Genomic DNA, 16,495 nt, shown 5'->3' with positions numbered 1-16,495 from the left:
GGACAGTATACCAGCTTTTTAATAGCTTTTTATACCTACAAATGTATAAATCCTATCAGACATTTAATACAGATTATTACTTTGCCATTTTAGTTTACTATCATACTACTTTAATAGTAATACTCGATTACTATTAATACTTACACAAACTATAGAGTCTTTGCAATACTCATAACTATACAGATTTGACTATTTGTTGATTCTTTCTTTTTAATTTTTTCACTAGATCACGCCCGACAATCGTTAAGAATTTATTATAAATTTTAATATTTTTTTGCTCGAGCTTATACAAATCAGCATGCGTCCAGTACGCAACCACCACATCATTTTTAGCAAACACATCAGCGGATGCTGTTTGCTTACTCATAAAACTCATCTCGCCAATAAAATCACCACTGGTGATAGATGCAATTTCATTAAATGAAGAAATAACAGAAGCAGTCCCACTCAATAATAAGAATAATTCATTAGTATCCTCACCTTCAGACATAATTCTTTCTCCTGCCTTATAAACATGATAGGGATTAGTCGTGATAATTTTTTTAAATTCGCGCGTTGTCAATGTTGTAAATGCTTCTTTGTATATACCCTTTATCTGATCTGGCAACATCACCGTACTTCGATTAAACAAGATCATTGCTGCATGATATGAATTAATAACCAAGTAAGCCGCATTCCATCCAGCCATAGAGGTTAACCCCAAACTGATACCGGCAACAATATATAACAAGGCGGCAATAATTAAGAAAACTCTTAACCAGAAAATATTACTAAAAACATATGCTGCAAAGCTAAAAACAGCTGCAATGCTGTAAAGGTATTCACCAGAAAAAGGTGTTAAAAATGAATCCATATCTATAAGCCCAACTAATACTTCTAAATCACCCTACTATTAATAGTAGAGAATTAATTAATAATCTTATATTTCTATTGTCACCCCCCCACATTTAAGGCAGTTTTTGTTTATGTGACAGAGAAATTACTATGCTACAGTTAGCGCCAATGAATAGACCACAAACACATTTGGGTAGCTACCAACAAGCGATTAGACTTTTCTGGAAAGAGCTATACATGACTGGCGGAAAAACATTATATAGCCAACAACACTTCGGACCAACTAAACCAGACTGGATTAATATAGAACATGTTTTTCCAATGGCATGGGTAGTCAAATCGTTAAAATGCCGTGACCGCAGAGACTGCCGCAGTAACTCGACCAAATTTAATTTCATCGAATCGGATATGCACAACCTATTCCCCAGCAGGCGTGATTTGAATATGCTAAGGGCCAGTCATCGCTTTGGCTCGATCAAACATAAAGACTCGCCAAATCAAGACAAAATAGACAAAGCAATAAAAGGCGAAGTCAGATTATTCGGCTCTTACGATTTTAAAGTAGACAACAAAAGAAGAATGGTTGAACCGGCGCCCGCAAGTCAGGGTGAAATAGCTCGTGCCATGTTTCACATGTCAGAAACTTATAAACTTAAGATCTTTTCCAAACAAGCAAAAACACTCGCTTACTGGAATAAACTTGACCAACCCAGCAAAGAAGAAAAGCGCCGCAACGATATTATCGAAGACCTACAGGGCACTCGAAACCACTTCATTGACTACCCAAAAGAAATCGACAACTTGCTCTAAGTTCCTTGATAGTGATCAAGCCATAATAATCCTAATTGAGATATTCTTTCTCAAAATTGTTACAAACCAATGGATTCACTAGACCATGCAAGTTCTTAACCTAAGCTCTCCCAGTAACCCGCCTAAATTTTCTTTTTTTGATCTGGGATTCAGACCATTTTTCTTAGGCGCTGCGTTATATGCGGTGGTATCAATTTTTATTTGGTTACTCGTATACTCGATGGGTTTTCAAATGCCGCAATCACCCATTTCAAGTATGCAATGGCATGCCCATGAAATGATTTATGGTTATAGCATTGCTGTAATCGCTGGTTTTTTGTTAACTGCAACCAAGAACTGGACTGGCATCCAAACATTAAATGGAAAACCTCTATTTGCGCTTGCATGTGTATGGATAGCGGCTCGTATCGCGCTGTTCTCTGGGCAAATAATGGCGGCAGCTTTATTTGATTTACTTTTTACCTTGTGGCTTTCACAAGCTATTGTCACGCCAATCGTTAAAACCAAACAGTGGTCGCAATTAGCTATTGTGGTGAAACTGCTATTATTACTCGTCACTAACGCTCTATTCTATTTAGGCGCAATGGGAATACTTGATCAAGGTGTCAATTGGGGCATCTATGGTGGACTATATATGGTAATAGGCTTGATACTCATGATGGCTCGTCGCGTTGTCCCATTCTTTATAGAACGTGGTGTAGATGAAACCGTGACACTCAAAAACTCCAGGTATCTCGACCTTTCTAGCCTCGCGTTATTTTTGATTTTTGTCGTATTAGAACTTGGCAATATCAGCCCTATGTTTTCAGCCTATAGTGCAATTTTGTTGTTTATCGTTAACGCAATTCGTTTAGTAAATTGGCACACACCAGGCATTTGGAAAAAGCCATTACTATGGAGTTTATATATCGCTATCTGGTTTATCTGTGTTGGATTTCTTCTGTTCGGTTTAAGTTATTTTTTAGGCATTTCTAAATTTGTTGCCATTCATGCACTTTCTTATGCGGGTATCGGCGCAATCACATTAGGAATGATGTCTCGAGTTGGCTTAGGTCACTCTGGTAGAGATGTAAGTAACCCGCCTAAAGCGGTAGGTATTGCCTTTGGCATTCTGATTCTTGGCGCAATAGTCCGTGTATTCTTGCCATTAATTGATTCCAGCCATTATGTATTGTGGATTGAAATATCTCAGGGCTTATGGATATTAGCTTTTCTCACCTTTTTCATTACTTATTTACCTCTCTTGATGAAAGCCAAAGAGCCAGATTAATAACAAAGATCCTATCAATACTTGTCTGATTCGTTGCTAACTTATACGATGAGTTATCTAAAATGAATAAGGTAATAAATCAATGTCAAAATGGGCTCGAATAGATTATCAAGGTAAACCGACAATAGCTGAAGTCAAAGGAGATACGCTACATTTGCACGATGGCGATTTGTTTTCTGACCATCAAGAAAACGGTTTAACCGTTGCAATCGCAGAAGCAAATTTTCTAGCTCCCAGTGATCCTAAACAGTTTTTAGGGTTGTGGAATAACTTCCACGAGCGGCGTGTTCTCGACAAACTTTTCATGCCGAAATCACCGCTTATTTTCGTCAAACTTGCTAGCTGCATTACGGGTCATAAAAGCGAGATATCACTTCCTAAAGGTTATGATCAGCGTGTTAAATTTGAGGCTGAACTAGGTGTAGTGATTGGCAAAGAATGTTTTCAAGTTTCAACAGAAGACGTTGATGATTATATTTTCGGATATACCTGTGTCAACGATGTCACCGCACCAGAAACTCTATTTGAAGAAGAAGGATTCACACATTGGTGTCGCTCAAAAAGTTTCCCAACGTTTGGACCTTTAGGCCCTTTTATAGAAACCGATATTGATCCATCAAAGCTAAACATTCAAGCGATACTGGATGGTAAGTTAGAACAGAATTATCCAGTGTCAGATATGATTTTTAGCCCACAAGAGATCGTCAGCATTATTTCTCAGGATATAAAACTACTTCCTGGTGATGTCATTGCCTGCGGAACGTCTTCCGGTGCGATTGATATGCAAATTGGACAGACTATTGAAATTAATATTGATGGAATTGGTCGGCTTGAAAATACCTATGTGGGATAGAGGAAATAGGCAATATAGAAAATTATAGGTAATATGGTGAATCAAAATAAGTCTTTAACAAAAAAAGGCTTAGCTCTGCATAAATTCTATTTAGGTTTTTAAACTACAAAAACCTAATATCATTCATAAGTAGGGGGGTGACCTAACCTCCCTACTCTATAAATTGATTAGTCTTTAAACGCTTAAGACCACATATTTACTAATAAAAAAACACTTACTAACGTCTAATTATCTCTTTTACATTATCTGTCAGAAATCTCTGATTACCTTTAAATACTTCTAGTAAACCAGGTGATTGATCTCCTTTCGCATTGACATTCAGGTGGTAACTGAAATTACCGTTATTGAATACATAACGATGATTTCTGCCTGTTCTATCCACTTCCAAACGACCGTTTGATAAAACGATATCTGGCTTAACTGCTGTACTCACATTTACAGGCCAGGAAGCATAGCGTAAGCGCCCATTTCCAATATCATCTACACGAACATGGTAACGATTAGTTTTCCACTCTAAAACCGATTGTGCGTAGTTACTCACACTTCTATGTAGCGCACTTCGTCCTCTTGCCAATATTTGAGGTTTCACTTGCTGCTTCATTTGTGGCTTAACATGTGATTTTACTGGTTGATAAGTATATGTCTTATTTGAGCTTTTATTATTGCTTACATAAGTAGACGTTTGTTTCAGTGAAAGAATATTTCCATCGTGATCCAGCCAAACATCGCCATCGAATAACATAATGCCGCGCCAGCCAACTGCATTCCAATCCTTACGTGCATCAGATGAGGCAATAGATTCAAACAGGTTTTGATCAAATACCTCATCGAAGCGAGAGACAAATTCGTACTCGTTATTAATCGCTGGCCTATTTGTTTTTGCCATTAATGGATATGAAACAAGTTTAGCAATACTTGCCGTGTTTCTACTTTTGAAAGCCTCTATTAGGTTCTGTACTTTTGCGATGTCTTGCCCTTCAACCGCATAAGTTTGTGGCGTGAATAACGACCACGAAAGTAATAAACAAGGTAAAACTTTTGTAAATTTCATAATTGAATGTTCCCCATACATTATGTATTTTATTTTTTATTATAATTTTTGCTTAGCCTATCATAAATTAGACAATAAATATAATATAATCAATGTGTTATATTGCGCACAAATATTAATTGATAATAGTTTATTTCTAGATTTTAAATTAGCAAGCCAAGCTAACACTATTCAGTCTACTTAACTTTACTCCTCGTTCATAAAAATTGCTTAATCCAGATAAACGGTTAATATAATTACAAATAAATAAAATAAAATGAGCTAAATAACGAATGAGAATACATTCGCAATAAAAAAGGGCTATAAGTAGGGGGGTGACTTTAGATAAAACCAGATATATTTATTTAGATAGGGGTTTAGAAACCTAATGCTAATGAGCCCAGATTTTCTAATCATTGCCGCGATTATTTTCTTCGTTGCAGGCATATTCCACGGCAGCATTGGCACCGGCTTTCCCATGATCGCGACACCACTGCTGGCGTTAATTACAGACCTTCAGATTGCAATTATTCTAACGTTAATTCCAACGGTACTAGTTAATCTGGTTAGCATTATCAGCGAAGGGAACGCTTTGGCCGCGGTAAAACAACATGTACCACTGGCTTTATATGCCTTACTTGGGAGTTCGCTAGGTACGATATTACTGATATCACTGAATTCAGACATTTTCAAAGCGCTATTAGGGATAGCTATCCTAATCTATTTATACATCGACAAAGTCCAGTTCAATTTATCCTGGATAAGGCAACGACCCCAACTATCAAAACTAATCTTCGGCACATCTGCTGGCTTTCTCGGTGGCTTGACCAATGTTATGGCGCCGGTTCTAATCATCTATTCCTTAGAATCACGCCATACTAAAAAACAGATTATTCAGGCAAATAATTTGTGCTTTATGTTTGGCAAGCTGATCCAGATCATCCTGTTCTCATCATACGGCCTGTTTAATCAGAGCGAATTGACAAACTCTTTGATCATGATTTTGGTCACATCATTTGCCCTTTTTATTGGCATTAAAATCAAAAAAAGAATCGAGGCCGATCTATACAAAAAAATACTCAAAAGACTATTACTTGTATTAGCGATCATCATTTTGATTCAAGTGGCTTTTTAAATTCAATATTATGTCACCCCCCTACTTTAAGCATGTTTTTTGCTTGTTAATCCTTCAAAAATATAGATTGAAACGAGCTAAAATGAATTAAATTAATTTTTATTCAATTAATTTAATCTTAAAATTCTACTCTTCTAATACGTATACATACTCACAAAAATATATCAATATTTCTTATTACAAACAATAACTTAACTATTCTATAAATAGCATCTTTGTAATTTGAAAAACTATTTCTTTAAGATATTTTTAGCATTCATAAAATAATTATTTTAAAAATAAATGAATCCAAAAAAAATAATGCTGCGTTTCTATAACCAAGACACAGACGATTAAGTCTTAAGCAAAATAACAGGAAACATTAACTAAATTTTAAAGGAAATTATTATGAACACTAAAACAAAAGCAATCTTGGCAAGCACACTTTTAACAGCACTTTTTGCAGGCCAATCTGCAATCGCTGGTCAAGATAATGACCAAGGTGTTTTCGCAACAAATACTGTAGTAACTGAATCAGTAATGACTGACAAAGTTCGCTACGACGCATCAACATTTGATTAGGAAGAAACTGTAGTAAGCGGCAGAAAATAAATAAATATTTAACAGATAAAACATTAAATAAAACGTTTGAAAATAACCTAAAACGATTTTTAAAACAAAATTAGAGGAACAAAGACATGAACACTAAAGCAATCATCGCAAGCACACTTCTTACAGCAGTATTTGCAGGCCAATCTGCAATCGCTGGACAAAATATAGAAGGCAGCGTTTACGCAGAATTATCTGCTAAAAGCCAATCAGTAATGATGGAAAAAGTGAATTACTCTGCAGCAGATAAATCAACTATCAGTGCAGAACTAGATGCAGAACTTTTCCCACAGGGTGAAGGTCAATAAGATCTAGCGAAAGCTCAGTAAAAAGTAAAAAAACTCTCTCCTTAGAAGCCCTTTACTCGAAGAGTACGGGGTTTTTTTTTATTGTTAATTTAGGCAGAATAAAGATTGGTAATAATAAGTAGATTGAAAATCTCTTTATGAAAAATTAAAACTAGCCGAATTTTGTTTGTCCTGCTTTTTATCGGCAATATCACCAACACGATACGCATCAAGAATACTCAGAATCCACACCGCCAAATAAATCAAAAATGCCGTATTCATAACACCAGTATTAGTTTCGACCATACTGTCAGAGAGTATGCCGATCAATCCGTTACTCATCTGATCTAAAGCACCGCTATTTATTTTAGTAATTATTGCACTAGACAGTTTGATGATTTTCGCTACGATAACAGCCAATGCGGTCACTGAAATCACAGCATAAATAGCACCAGACAAATACCGCTTAAGCATAAAATGACCTGCGCCAGGTAAAACCAACGCTGAGAGCAAAGCTGCTTTAAGTGAGTTTTTCATAAACTTTATTGTATCTATTCAAAATCTAGCATCTATAGTGGCATAGCCGCAATGAATATGTGCTGAATTTACATTCAGCTCTATTATCATGTAATGAGTGTCTTTTTTTTCACTCTTAATTCGATTAAATAAAGACAGAAATCTACCACAAAGTACTGTGTTAGACTCCTGCCACTTCTAGCTATCATTTGAATCTAAAATGTCTGAAAATAAATACCAGCGCTTGCGCCAACTAGACCAAGCGGCACCCATTGCAACGCAAATTCCACATCAAGAAACGCATCATTCTCGCACCCTGGATGATCCTTATCATTGGTTAAAAGACCAGAACTATCCAATGGTTGATGATAAAAAAATTATCGGATATTTAGAAGAAGAAAACGCTTACTACCAATCGTTTTTGAAACCTAATAAGTCTTTAGTCGAGACTATCTTTCAGGAGTTTAAAGGGCGTACCGATGAGCAAGAAACCTCTGTGCCATACGTCTCGAACGGTTATGAATATCAGTGGTATTTTCGTGCGGGAGAAGAGTACCGCACGCGAACCCGCAAGAATTTAGTAACGGGTGAAGAAGCCATATTTTTGGACGAAACTGCCTTAGCAAAAGACCATGATTATTTTGTTATTGGGGATTGGGATATCAGCCCTGATAATCGCTATTTAGCGTACACATTCGATACTGATGGTGACGAGCGCTATCAGCTTCGTATCAAAGATCTTGAGACTGATGAGTATTTAGATGACGTATTGAATGACGTTCAAGGCGAACTTGAGTTCAATACTGATGGCACAAAACTCATGTATGCCTTGCTTGAGCAAGGTCGTTGGCTTTCTAAAAACATAAACGTACACACAATTGGTGAACAGCAGAAAGACGACATAAGCGTCTATACAGAAGAAGACGATGGCTTTTACATCGGTTTCGATAAAACCAGCAGTGAAGAATTTATGGTGATTGTATCTTCACAAGGCGAAGTTGAAGAATCGCATGTTTTAAGCGCTGATTTTTCTGGGGAGCTTGTTACCTTGGTAGACAGAAGTGAAGGCTTTACCCAGTCAGTTGACCATGCGCATGGTGAATTTTATATTCTTGCCAACGATACACACTCAAACTTTCGTTTAGCCACAGTCAGTGATAAAAACCCCGTTAAAGAAAATTGGAAAACGATTATTGACGGTTCTGATGCATCTTATTTATTGGGACTACAAACCTTTAAAGATTTCTTTGTGCTTAAAACCCGTGATCTGGGTTTAGAAAAAATTCATGTTCTGCCCTATGTTTCGCCTGATGTTTCGCCTGATGTCACGTCCAATACAAGCTCAAAAAATATAGAAGCACATATTATCGAGTTTCCTGAGCCATTATTTACTGCTGGTTTGGGCGTTAACCCTGAATTTGATCAAAGCTTTATTCGTCTGTCTTATGAGTCGATGATCACACCGCATACCGTGTTCGATTACGATTTAACCAAGCGTGAATTAAGCACCCGTAAGGTACAAAAGATTCCATCGGGTTACGATAAATCCCAATACGAAACCAAGCGCATTATGGCTCCCGCACGAGATGGCGTGATGGTTCCCGTGTCATTGGTATATAAAAAAGGCTTCAAACAAGACGGTAGCCATCCAATGTGGCTTTATGGCTATGGTGCATACGCAGCTACCATCGAACCTTCGTTTTCATCAGGATTACTCAGTGCGCTTGATCGTGGTTTTGTCTATGCAATCGCGCATGTTCGCGGTGGCTCAATGATGAGTTACCAATGGTATTTAGACGGTAAATTAAAGAAGCGCACCAACACATTTAATGATTTTGTTGATGTCGCCCGTCATTTGGTGGATGAAAAATACGTAAGCGCTGGCAATATCTCAATTTCAGGACGCAGTGCGGGTGGCGAATTAATGGGTGCTGCGGTCATTCAGGCACCAGAGTTATGGCGCTCAGTTAACCTGGGTGTGCCGTTTGTTGATGTATTAAATACCATGCTCGATGCCAGCCTGCCATTAACGCCACCGGAATGGAAAGAATGGGGAAATCCAATTGAAAGTCCTGAAGATTATGACTTGATCGCCAGCTATTCCCCTTACGACAATATCGAGAAACGTGAATATCCACCCATGTTTGTGAGTGGTGGTATTAACGACCCTCGAGTGACTTACTGGGAGCCTGCAAAATGGACAGCCAAAATGCGCGAACTAAAAACGGATGAGAACCTATTAGTGATGCGAATTAATATGGGTGCCGGACATTTTTCTAATAGTGGTCGTTATGGCCGTTTAAAAGATTACGCTGAAGAATACGCGTTTATGTTCTTGGCCCATGGCATTGAAGAATAAACCAGCGAATCAAAAAGCTATGACGAGCAACTATAATGCGACGTACCACCCGCTTCAAAGAACTGAGGTGGTTTCAGTCTATAGTATTTTTCCTCAATCTCCTTCGACTGTTCTGCGTAAGGCTGCGTCATGATATCTTGTAGCTCACGAATTAAATCGTAGTTCCCGATCGCAGCATTTTTATAAGCAGGCACTACGAACCACTCTCGCAAAATGTATTTGGGATTAACGCGTTTCATCTGTCTGGAAATTTCCTCATTTGACTGAGAAGATGAGTCACCGTTTATTAACGTTTTCCACTTTGTAAGCCACGCTGACCAGCGCTCATCCAACTCTTTTGCGCTCGAGTTCGAATTTGAGTAGAAACTCTTTTTGAGTGGGTCAATATTGTCAGGTATCCCTGAAAGTTCGCGGAAGAAAATCGTGTAATCGACAGACGTTTGCATCATCAACGTGAACAGCTCTTTGAATAGTTCTCTGAATAACGCAGGGTCAAATGTTGAAAGTCCAAGTTTGGCAGCCCACATCTTTTCCATTTCGGTATGCATCTCAAGTGCAAAACCATCGTCAATGTCATTGAGTTGTTGCAAAGCCTCTGGATTCGAAGCCAGTAAAGGCTTTAAAGCCGAACAAAAACTCCCAAAGTTCTTTTCCGCTGCTACTGGTTGATTGAGGAAGGAGTAGTGCTCTCCACCTCCCGTCCAGGGCTGGAAACGTGGATCAAACAATTCGCAAAATCCATAAGGGCCGTAATCAAGCGTGAAGCCACCAGCAGCACAATTATCACTGTTAAAGTTGCCTTGGCAGTAGCCGACGCGAATCCAGTTTGCGATCAGTGTCGTCAGGCGACAGCGAAACTCGCGTGCAAGCAACACGACTTTGTCATCAAGAGTTAATTGCGGATCTATAACATCAGCGTACTCACGATCGATCAAGTGCAACACAATCTTCTCTAACTCTGCCATTGCCTGTGGATGCTCATTACCACGCGCTCGACGTCCGAAGAGTTCGAGTTGACCCACGCGAATATATGATGGGGCAACGCGAGTCGAAATAGCCACTGCATCGGAAACCATAATATCCGGATCTTTCTGTCGAGATCCTTCCGAATACCACGGTCGCTTAACCGTTTCTGTTTTCGATGCGTACAAACTTAAAGATCGTGACGTGGGAACGCCCAGCGCATGCATCTGCTCCTGCGCCAAAAACTCACGCACGCTAGAACGCAACACCGCACGACCATCTGCACCGCGAGAATAAGGCGTGCGTCCGCTTCCTTTGAGTTGCATTTCCCAGCGTTGGCCTTTAATAACAGCCTCAAGCACTGACGCTGCGCGTCCATCGCCGTAGCCGTTACCCGTTTTAAAAGGACATTGCTGGGTGTATTCGTTACCGTAAATAGAAAGCGCATACCCCGTTGACCATCCTATCTTGCGCATCGGGTGTGGAAGATTTGAAAGATCACCAGAGAACATACTCTTGAAGTCAGCTGATTGCGCCATGTTGTCAGCGAAGCCCAGTTCACGAAAAAAGGTTTTACTATGCGTGACGTATTCAGGATTTTCAATTTGCATCGGAGTAACCGGCACATAGTGTCCCGAGAACACCTGACGAGGCGACTGGTTGACTCCGTCTGTTTTCGCATCAGGATCTGCATCGAGCGTATTCAACAGCGAATAATCTGCCAGACTTGCAAGATCGTTAAGCGTTTCTATATTTAAACTCTCATCACTGGCAGCCGAACTGAACGCTACTTCTGTTGCGGGATTTTGATTGTTGCTAGGTTGCTGATTGTAGCTTGGGTCCAGAGTCTGCATGAAATGCTCTTATTGTCTTAAGGAGTTTTAATCGAAACGATCATAATAAAAGGGGTCGGCCTCAATAGATATAACGAGTCAATATTATAAGGTTTTTGTCTTTCACATTTCTTATGATTTTTTTTTCAAGTTTCTTTCAACTTAAGAGTACCTAATTGATAACAGATAACATTAAGATTTTGATGCAATGGCAAAATAACGTGCTTTTAAGATCGCATTTTCTGACTCACCAATCTTAATCGTTAAACGCATGGTACTTTTTCCTTTATCTTTAAAATTTTGATGAAAAGCTTGACGTTCTTCACTGTTAACTGATGCGCTACAGACTATATCGTCAGTGACGGGAGACTTATACATAATCTCGGCTTTACCAACTACCAGATCACCCGACATTTCAAATAATTCCATATTGTAGTAACACAATGCCCAGCCAGCCAGAATTCCTGTTGAATAAATGCTACCTGCAAAGCCTGTTCCATGGAGATTAAAATTTTCAGATAAGGGTGCTCTCACTACGATTGAATCAGCTTCTAATAACGATATAGAAAACTGCATCGCGTTGCTTAGTGGAATAGTCTCTCTTATTTTATTGAGTATTCTTAATCGTGCTTCAGATGTGTCTGACATAATGGTTGGCTATCTCTTTTCTTTTGTAGATGGGTTTAAATCTATCTCATTCAAACATCTATTTTAAAACTCATCAATCGATGGTTAAAGACACTATTTTCAAAGGATGATTATCATCAAATGAAGGGAAGTCATCGTGACAATCTAACCACGTCGCCTCACTGACTGAGCGCCCCTGTTTTTCAACACAACGCACTAAACTATTGAACCAGTCTTCTCTATCAACCTTCGCCACATTATTACAGGCGATAACCTTACCCCCGGGCTTCGTCGCTAATACCGCAGGTTTAAATAAGCTTTGATAATCATTGATTAAATCGACAGTGCCAAACGCACTTTTAGCGAACCGAGGCGGATCTAAAAATACCAGATCAAACTGCGATGCCGACATTTTAGGGTAACTTGGGAGTTTTTTAGGGTTACGGCCAGTCACTTTCAGACCAGCTAATTGGCGCAGTGCGGGAAAGGCATCACTGTGTATAAACTGACACACAGATCCAACCTCATTCAGTTCTGCATTCTTTCTCCCAGCTTCTAAAGCAAATGATGAGAAATCAACATTAACAACTCGCTTAGCACCACCGACTGCAGCAGCCGTTCCAATACCACACGTATAAGCAAATAGATTCAGCACACTCTTCTTATGGCTGTTTGCTTTAAAAAACTCTCGACCAACACGCATATCTAAAAACAGCAGTGGGTCTTGCCCTTCATGACGTAATTTGCTCGTGTATAAAATACCATTCTCAGAAATCACTTGTTCTGATCGAGCAAAAGCTTCAGTTTCAGCATCAAGCTCATTAAGAATGCGCGAGTTTCTATTGGAACGGTCGTTATACACAATCGGCAAATCAGCTACCGCTAGCAACTCTTTGTGAATCACCTCAATTTCATCTTCGGTAAGCGTCTGATGAAACGTTTGAATTAACCAGGCATCACCATAACGATCAATATTCAGTCCATTTACACCTTCAACCGTGCCATGAAATACGCGAAAACAATTTGTTTTTGATGAATCCGTTTTTAATGAATCAGAGGATGCTGTACTTAGTTGAGCAATAAGGTCAGCACGTTTAGCTAAAGCAGTATTCAGCAGAGAAGCAAGTGGCATAATTAAGGAGCTCGTTTTTGATATGAAAGATAGTGAAGTAAGTGTGTAGTTAAGAACGAAGTAAAGGATGCAATTAGACAACATAATGCCAGATAACGAACTGACATTCTAACAAACTACGCTGCGACTCTAATTAAAAACAAGTAAAAACAAACAACTGTCACCCCCCTACTTTTAGGCAGTTTTTCCTGGCTTATTAGGAGATGAAATTATTGGTGAAATTTGATCTGAAATTAGCACTACAAACCAGCTACACCCTATTCGCAAAAATAACTATTCAGAGACCAGTACCACTGTAGCACTTCTAGCCTTTCACGTTATAATCTAAAAATGAAATCCCTCTTCCTAACTCCTCCAATGACGCAGTTGAATACTGCCTACCCTGCCACCGCTTACATCACTGGCTTCTTGCGTAAAGAAGGCTATGACGTAGTTCAGCGTGACATGGCTATCGAGGTGTTGTTGTCGATGCTGACAACCGAAAGCATAGATACGATACTGGATAGAGTTGAAGATAATTACGCTGATTTTGAAGACGATGAGTTACCTGACTCGATCTATCATTTTCTCGTTCATGTGGATGCTTACCGTCGCTGTACAGGACCTGTGCTGCGTTTCTTACAGGGTAAAGATCCTAGCTTGGCGCTTCGTATAGTGTCCCGACAGTTTTTACCTGAAGGGCCCACATTCGAAAACCTCAATGAGATGCAGGAGATTTCCGAGAATGTTTTGCATCAGGCCTTCGGTGATTTAGGCACGCAAGATAAAGCCAAGTATTTGGCAAGTTTGTACATTGATGACTTAGTCGCAGTTATTCATGACGGCGTAGACCCTAACTTTGAAGTATCGCGTTACGGTGAACGCCTCGCCGCATCAAACCCAAGTTTCGATGACTTATATGAAACCTTGCACGGCGACATAAGCTTTACAGAAGAACATATCCGCTGCTTGCTGGATGATTATCTGGCGCAGGAATCACCCGATGTCGTAGGCATTACCGTGCCATTTCCGGGGAATATGCTGGGTGCTTTGCAGATCGCTAAATACTGCAAAGAAATCAAACCTGACATGCCCGTGCTGATGGGCGGAGGTTACGTCAATACAGAGTTACGCACATTAAAAGACATTCGTTTGTTTGAATATGTCGACTTCATTTTATTAGACGATGGCGAACAGCCATTATTGAGTCTGCTTGATTACTTGCAAGGGGAAGCGACTGAAGCTGACTTGGTAAGGACGTATCACCTGAAAAACAAGCATTTAGAAAAAGGCGAACTCGTTTATAGCAATAATAAGCAATTACCCGATGTGCCCCACAAAGATATTGGTACCCCATGTTATGACGGCCTACCGCTAGATAAGTACTTATCACTGTGTGAAATGCTCAACCCCATGCATCGGATCTGGAGTGATGGTCGCTGGAATAAACTGACCGTTGCACACGGTTGTTATTGGTCCAAATGTACATTTTGCGATATCAGCCTGGATTATATTGGTCGCTATGACGAAGCCGGAGCTGACATCATTGTTGAACGTATCGAACAGTTAATAGCAGAAACAGGTCAAACAGGCTTTCACTTTGTCGATGAAGCCGCACCACCCAAAGTGCTGTTTGCAATGGCAGAAAAATTGATTGAAAAAAACCTCATCATTACCTGGTGGGGCAATATCCGTTTTGAAAAAACCTTTACTCCCGAAAAGTGTCAGCTACTGGCAGACTCAGGCTGCATCGCAATTAGTGGTGGATTAGAAGTCGCATCCGACAGACTATTAACGCTAATGAAAAAAGGCGTAAGCATCGAAAAAGTCGCACGCGTCACACGTGGTTTTGCCGATGCGGGGATTCTCGTTCATGCCTATCTTATGTATGGCTTCCCCACACAAACTGCAGAAGAAACCGTAGACTCATTAGAAGTCGTCAGACAGTTAATGTTTCATGGCTGTTTCCAATCGGCATACTGGCATCGATTCTCAGCCACTATTCACAGCCCTGTAGGCTTACAGCCTGATGAATATAAGATAACCTTACACCCGAATAAAAACATCACCTTTGCCAATAACGATGTCGCCTTTAGTGACCCTGAAAATGTCGATCATGATCTATTAGGAGAAGGACTAAAGAAAGCGCTGTATAACTATATGCACGGATTAGGTTACGAACAGCCCATGCAATTCTGGTTTGATGACAAAACGAATCAGCAGGTTGGTGGCACTCGGGTTAAACCGGACTATATTGCGCAGGCGTTGGCTTAGGGGTTTAGTAACAATTACTAACTATTTAGATGCCCCCCCTACTTACAACTCCTTTATTAGCTTATGCTAAATCATCAGAGTGTAATGCGATGGATATTTTTAAAAAGCCTCACTTTCGGTGGCTAATAATTCATTAGCAATAAGGCAAAGACCATCAAATATAAATGATTTAAACAATCAAATTAAACGACAATCATATTGCGACATTTTGCCATCATCAGTCATTAGCGCATACTTTCTATTCAGTGCTTGTGAGACAAGCATTCTGTCAAAAGGGTCTTTATGATGAAACGGTAGTTCTTTTAGAGCCAGCGCATCCTCTGCTGAAAAGTCTAATAATTCAAACCCACTCTCTTTTGCTATAGCAATCGGATCATAATTAACCACTAATTTACCTATGGAAGCCTTAATCATTAACTCAGTGATCGAAACAGAACTCACGTAAATAATATTTGCCGCCGTCTCAATCTCTAATCTTTGTTTGTCATCAAGCTTAGACGGATCTGATATCGCCCATAAAAATATGTAAGTATCAATTATGATTCTCATTATTTTTCAGAGCCATAAAACAGATCATTAATCGAGTCATCTTCCTTATTAAAATCTTCAGGTATTGACACTTTCCCTTTAAGCAAGCCCAGCTTGCGTTTACCCAAAGACTTATGAATCACAAGATCAGCGATAGGAAGATTATTCTTAGCAATGGTTACTTTTTCACCGTGATACACCATATCAATAAGCTTGGATAGATTCGTTTTAGCTTCGGAGATATTAATAATCATAAGATACCTTTAAATTCAAATATGGTGCATTATACCAAATCAGACCTAGTTGGTCTACTTTGCAATTAAGAAACACCCGAGTAAAGCCGGACTTTATTGCGCAGGCACTGGCGAAGGGATTTAATAAACAATAAGTCTTTTAATGACACCCCCCATATATGGTCTCCTCCATTTTTGCAAAATAATATTCAACCGTTTTGACAGGGATAGATTTGCTTCCATA

At 39.4% G+C, this 16,495-nt stretch carries 16 protein-coding genes; 8 read left to right on the top strand and 8 right to left on the bottom strand.

What is annotated here, in order from left to right:
* Positions 1-175 precede the first annotated feature (175 nt).
* Positions 176-853, bottom strand: a complete 678-nt coding sequence (locus tag Q1A31_RS12520; protein WP_299876969.1) for a cyclic nucleotide-binding domain-containing protein — start codon at positions 851-853, stop codon at positions 176-178.
* A 131-nt stretch (positions 854-984) separates the two neighbouring features.
* Between Q1A31_RS12520 and Q1A31_RS12515 the strand changes: the two genes are divergently transcribed.
* The 3 genes from Q1A31_RS12515 (at position 985) to Q1A31_RS12505 (ending at position 3,767) form a co-directional block, all read left to right on the top strand.
* Entirely contained in the window at positions 985-1,644 is a 660-nt protein-coding gene (locus tag Q1A31_RS12515) for an endonuclease (protein ID WP_299876966.1), read from the top strand.
* Between the two features lie 85 nt (positions 1,645-1,729).
* Positions 1,730-2,914 carry an NnrS family protein gene (locus Q1A31_RS12510; protein WP_299876963.1) on the top strand — a complete coding sequence of 395 codons (1,185 nt, stop codon included), beginning with the start codon at positions 1,730-1,732 and terminating at the stop codon, positions 2,912-2,914.
* An 82-nt stretch (positions 2,915-2,996) separates the two neighbouring features.
* Positions 2,997-3,767, top strand: a complete 771-nt coding sequence (locus tag Q1A31_RS12505) for a fumarylacetoacetate hydrolase family protein (RefSeq protein ID WP_299876960.1) — start codon at positions 2,997-2,999, stop codon at positions 3,765-3,767.
* Positions 3,768-3,984: 217 nt separating this feature from the next.
* Here the strand turns inward: Q1A31_RS12505 and Q1A31_RS12500 are convergent, their stop codons facing one another.
* The gene (locus Q1A31_RS12500) at positions 3,985-4,818 is read right to left on the bottom strand and encodes a hypothetical protein (protein ID WP_299876957.1); all 834 of its coding nucleotides are present in this window, start codon (positions 4,816-4,818) and stop codon (positions 3,985-3,987) included.
* A gap of 373 nt (positions 4,819-5,191) precedes the next feature.
* Here Q1A31_RS12500 and Q1A31_RS12495 point away from each other — a divergent pair, with 373 nt between their 5' ends.
* The 3 genes from Q1A31_RS12495 (at position 5,192) to Q1A31_RS12485 (ending at position 6,828) form a co-directional block, all read left to right on the top strand.
* Positions 5,192-5,932, top strand: coding sequence for a sulfite exporter TauE/SafE family protein (locus Q1A31_RS12495; RefSeq protein WP_299876954.1), 741 nt, complete (start codon positions 5,192-5,194; stop codon positions 5,930-5,932).
* A 387-nt stretch (positions 5,933-6,319) separates the two neighbouring features.
* Positions 6,320-6,493, top strand: coding sequence for a hypothetical protein (locus Q1A31_RS12490; protein WP_299876951.1), 174 nt, complete (start codon positions 6,320-6,322; stop codon positions 6,491-6,493).
* Positions 6,494-6,609: 116 nt separating this feature from the next.
* The gene (locus Q1A31_RS12485) at positions 6,610-6,828 is read left to right on the top strand and encodes a hypothetical protein (RefSeq protein ID WP_299876948.1); all 219 of its coding nucleotides are present in this window, start codon (positions 6,610-6,612) and stop codon (positions 6,826-6,828) included.
* 135 nt (positions 6,829-6,963) lie between these two features.
* Here the strand turns inward: Q1A31_RS12485 and Q1A31_RS12480 are convergent, their stop codons facing one another.
* The gene (locus Q1A31_RS12480; protein ID WP_299876945.1) at positions 6,964-7,344 is read right to left on the bottom strand and encodes a hypothetical protein; all 381 of its coding nucleotides are present in this window, start codon (positions 7,342-7,344) and stop codon (positions 6,964-6,966) included.
* A gap of 199 nt (positions 7,345-7,543) precedes the next feature.
* On the opposite strand from Q1A31_RS12480, the gene Q1A31_RS12475 reads away from it, so the two are divergent.
* The gene (locus Q1A31_RS12475; protein WP_299876943.1) at positions 7,544-9,682 is read left to right on the top strand and encodes a S9 family peptidase; all 2,139 of its coding nucleotides are present in this window, start codon (positions 7,544-7,546) and stop codon (positions 9,680-9,682) included.
* Positions 9,683-9,699: 17 nt separating this feature from the next.
* On the opposite strand, the gene Q1A31_RS12470 is transcribed toward Q1A31_RS12475, so the two are convergent.
* The 3 genes from Q1A31_RS12470 to Q1A31_RS12460 form a co-directional block, all read right to left on the bottom strand.
* The gene (locus Q1A31_RS12470) at positions 9,700-11,499 is read right to left on the bottom strand and encodes a YdiU family protein (protein WP_299876940.1); all 1,800 of its coding nucleotides are present in this window, start codon (positions 11,497-11,499) and stop codon (positions 9,700-9,702) included.
* 171 nt (positions 11,500-11,670) lie between these two features.
* Positions 11,671-12,126, bottom strand: a complete 456-nt coding sequence (locus Q1A31_RS12465) for a YiiD C-terminal domain-containing protein (RefSeq protein ID WP_299876937.1) — start codon at positions 12,124-12,126, stop codon at positions 11,671-11,673.
* A gap of 73 nt (positions 12,127-12,199) precedes the next feature.
* The gene (locus Q1A31_RS12460) at positions 12,200-13,237 is read right to left on the bottom strand and encodes a class I SAM-dependent rRNA methyltransferase (RefSeq protein ID WP_299876934.1); all 1,038 of its coding nucleotides are present in this window, start codon (positions 13,235-13,237) and stop codon (positions 12,200-12,202) included.
* 330 nt (positions 13,238-13,567) lie between these two features.
* Between Q1A31_RS12460 and Q1A31_RS12455 the strand changes: the two genes are divergently transcribed.
* Positions 13,568-15,490, top strand: a complete 1,923-nt coding sequence (locus tag Q1A31_RS12455; protein ID WP_299876931.1) for a radical SAM protein — start codon at positions 13,568-13,570, stop codon at positions 15,488-15,490.
* A 177-nt stretch (positions 15,491-15,667) separates the two neighbouring features.
* Here Q1A31_RS12455 and Q1A31_RS12450 read toward each other — a convergent pair whose 3' ends face one another.
* Positions 15,668-16,039 carry a type II toxin-antitoxin system VapC family toxin gene (locus Q1A31_RS12450; RefSeq protein WP_299876928.1) on the bottom strand — a complete coding sequence of 124 codons (372 nt, stop codon included), beginning with the start codon at positions 16,037-16,039 and terminating at the stop codon, positions 15,668-15,670.
* Positions 16,039-16,272 (bottom strand): type II toxin-antitoxin system Phd/YefM family antitoxin, encoded by a 234-nt coding sequence (locus tag Q1A31_RS12445; protein ID WP_299876925.1) that lies wholly within the window; start codon positions 16,270-16,272, stop codon positions 16,039-16,041. Before Q1A31_RS12445 ends, Q1A31_RS12450 begins: the two co-directional genes overlap by 1 nt.
* Positions 16,273-16,495: the final 223 nt, after the last annotated feature.

Origin of the sequence: uncultured Cocleimonas sp. (assembly GCF_947495625.1) — a bacterium.
Classification (GTDB): Bacteria; Pseudomonadota; Gammaproteobacteria; order Thiotrichales; family Thiotrichaceae; genus Cocleimonas.
Note: the sequence above shows the minus strand (reverse complement) of the source record. Positions and strands in the feature narration are given on the sequence as shown.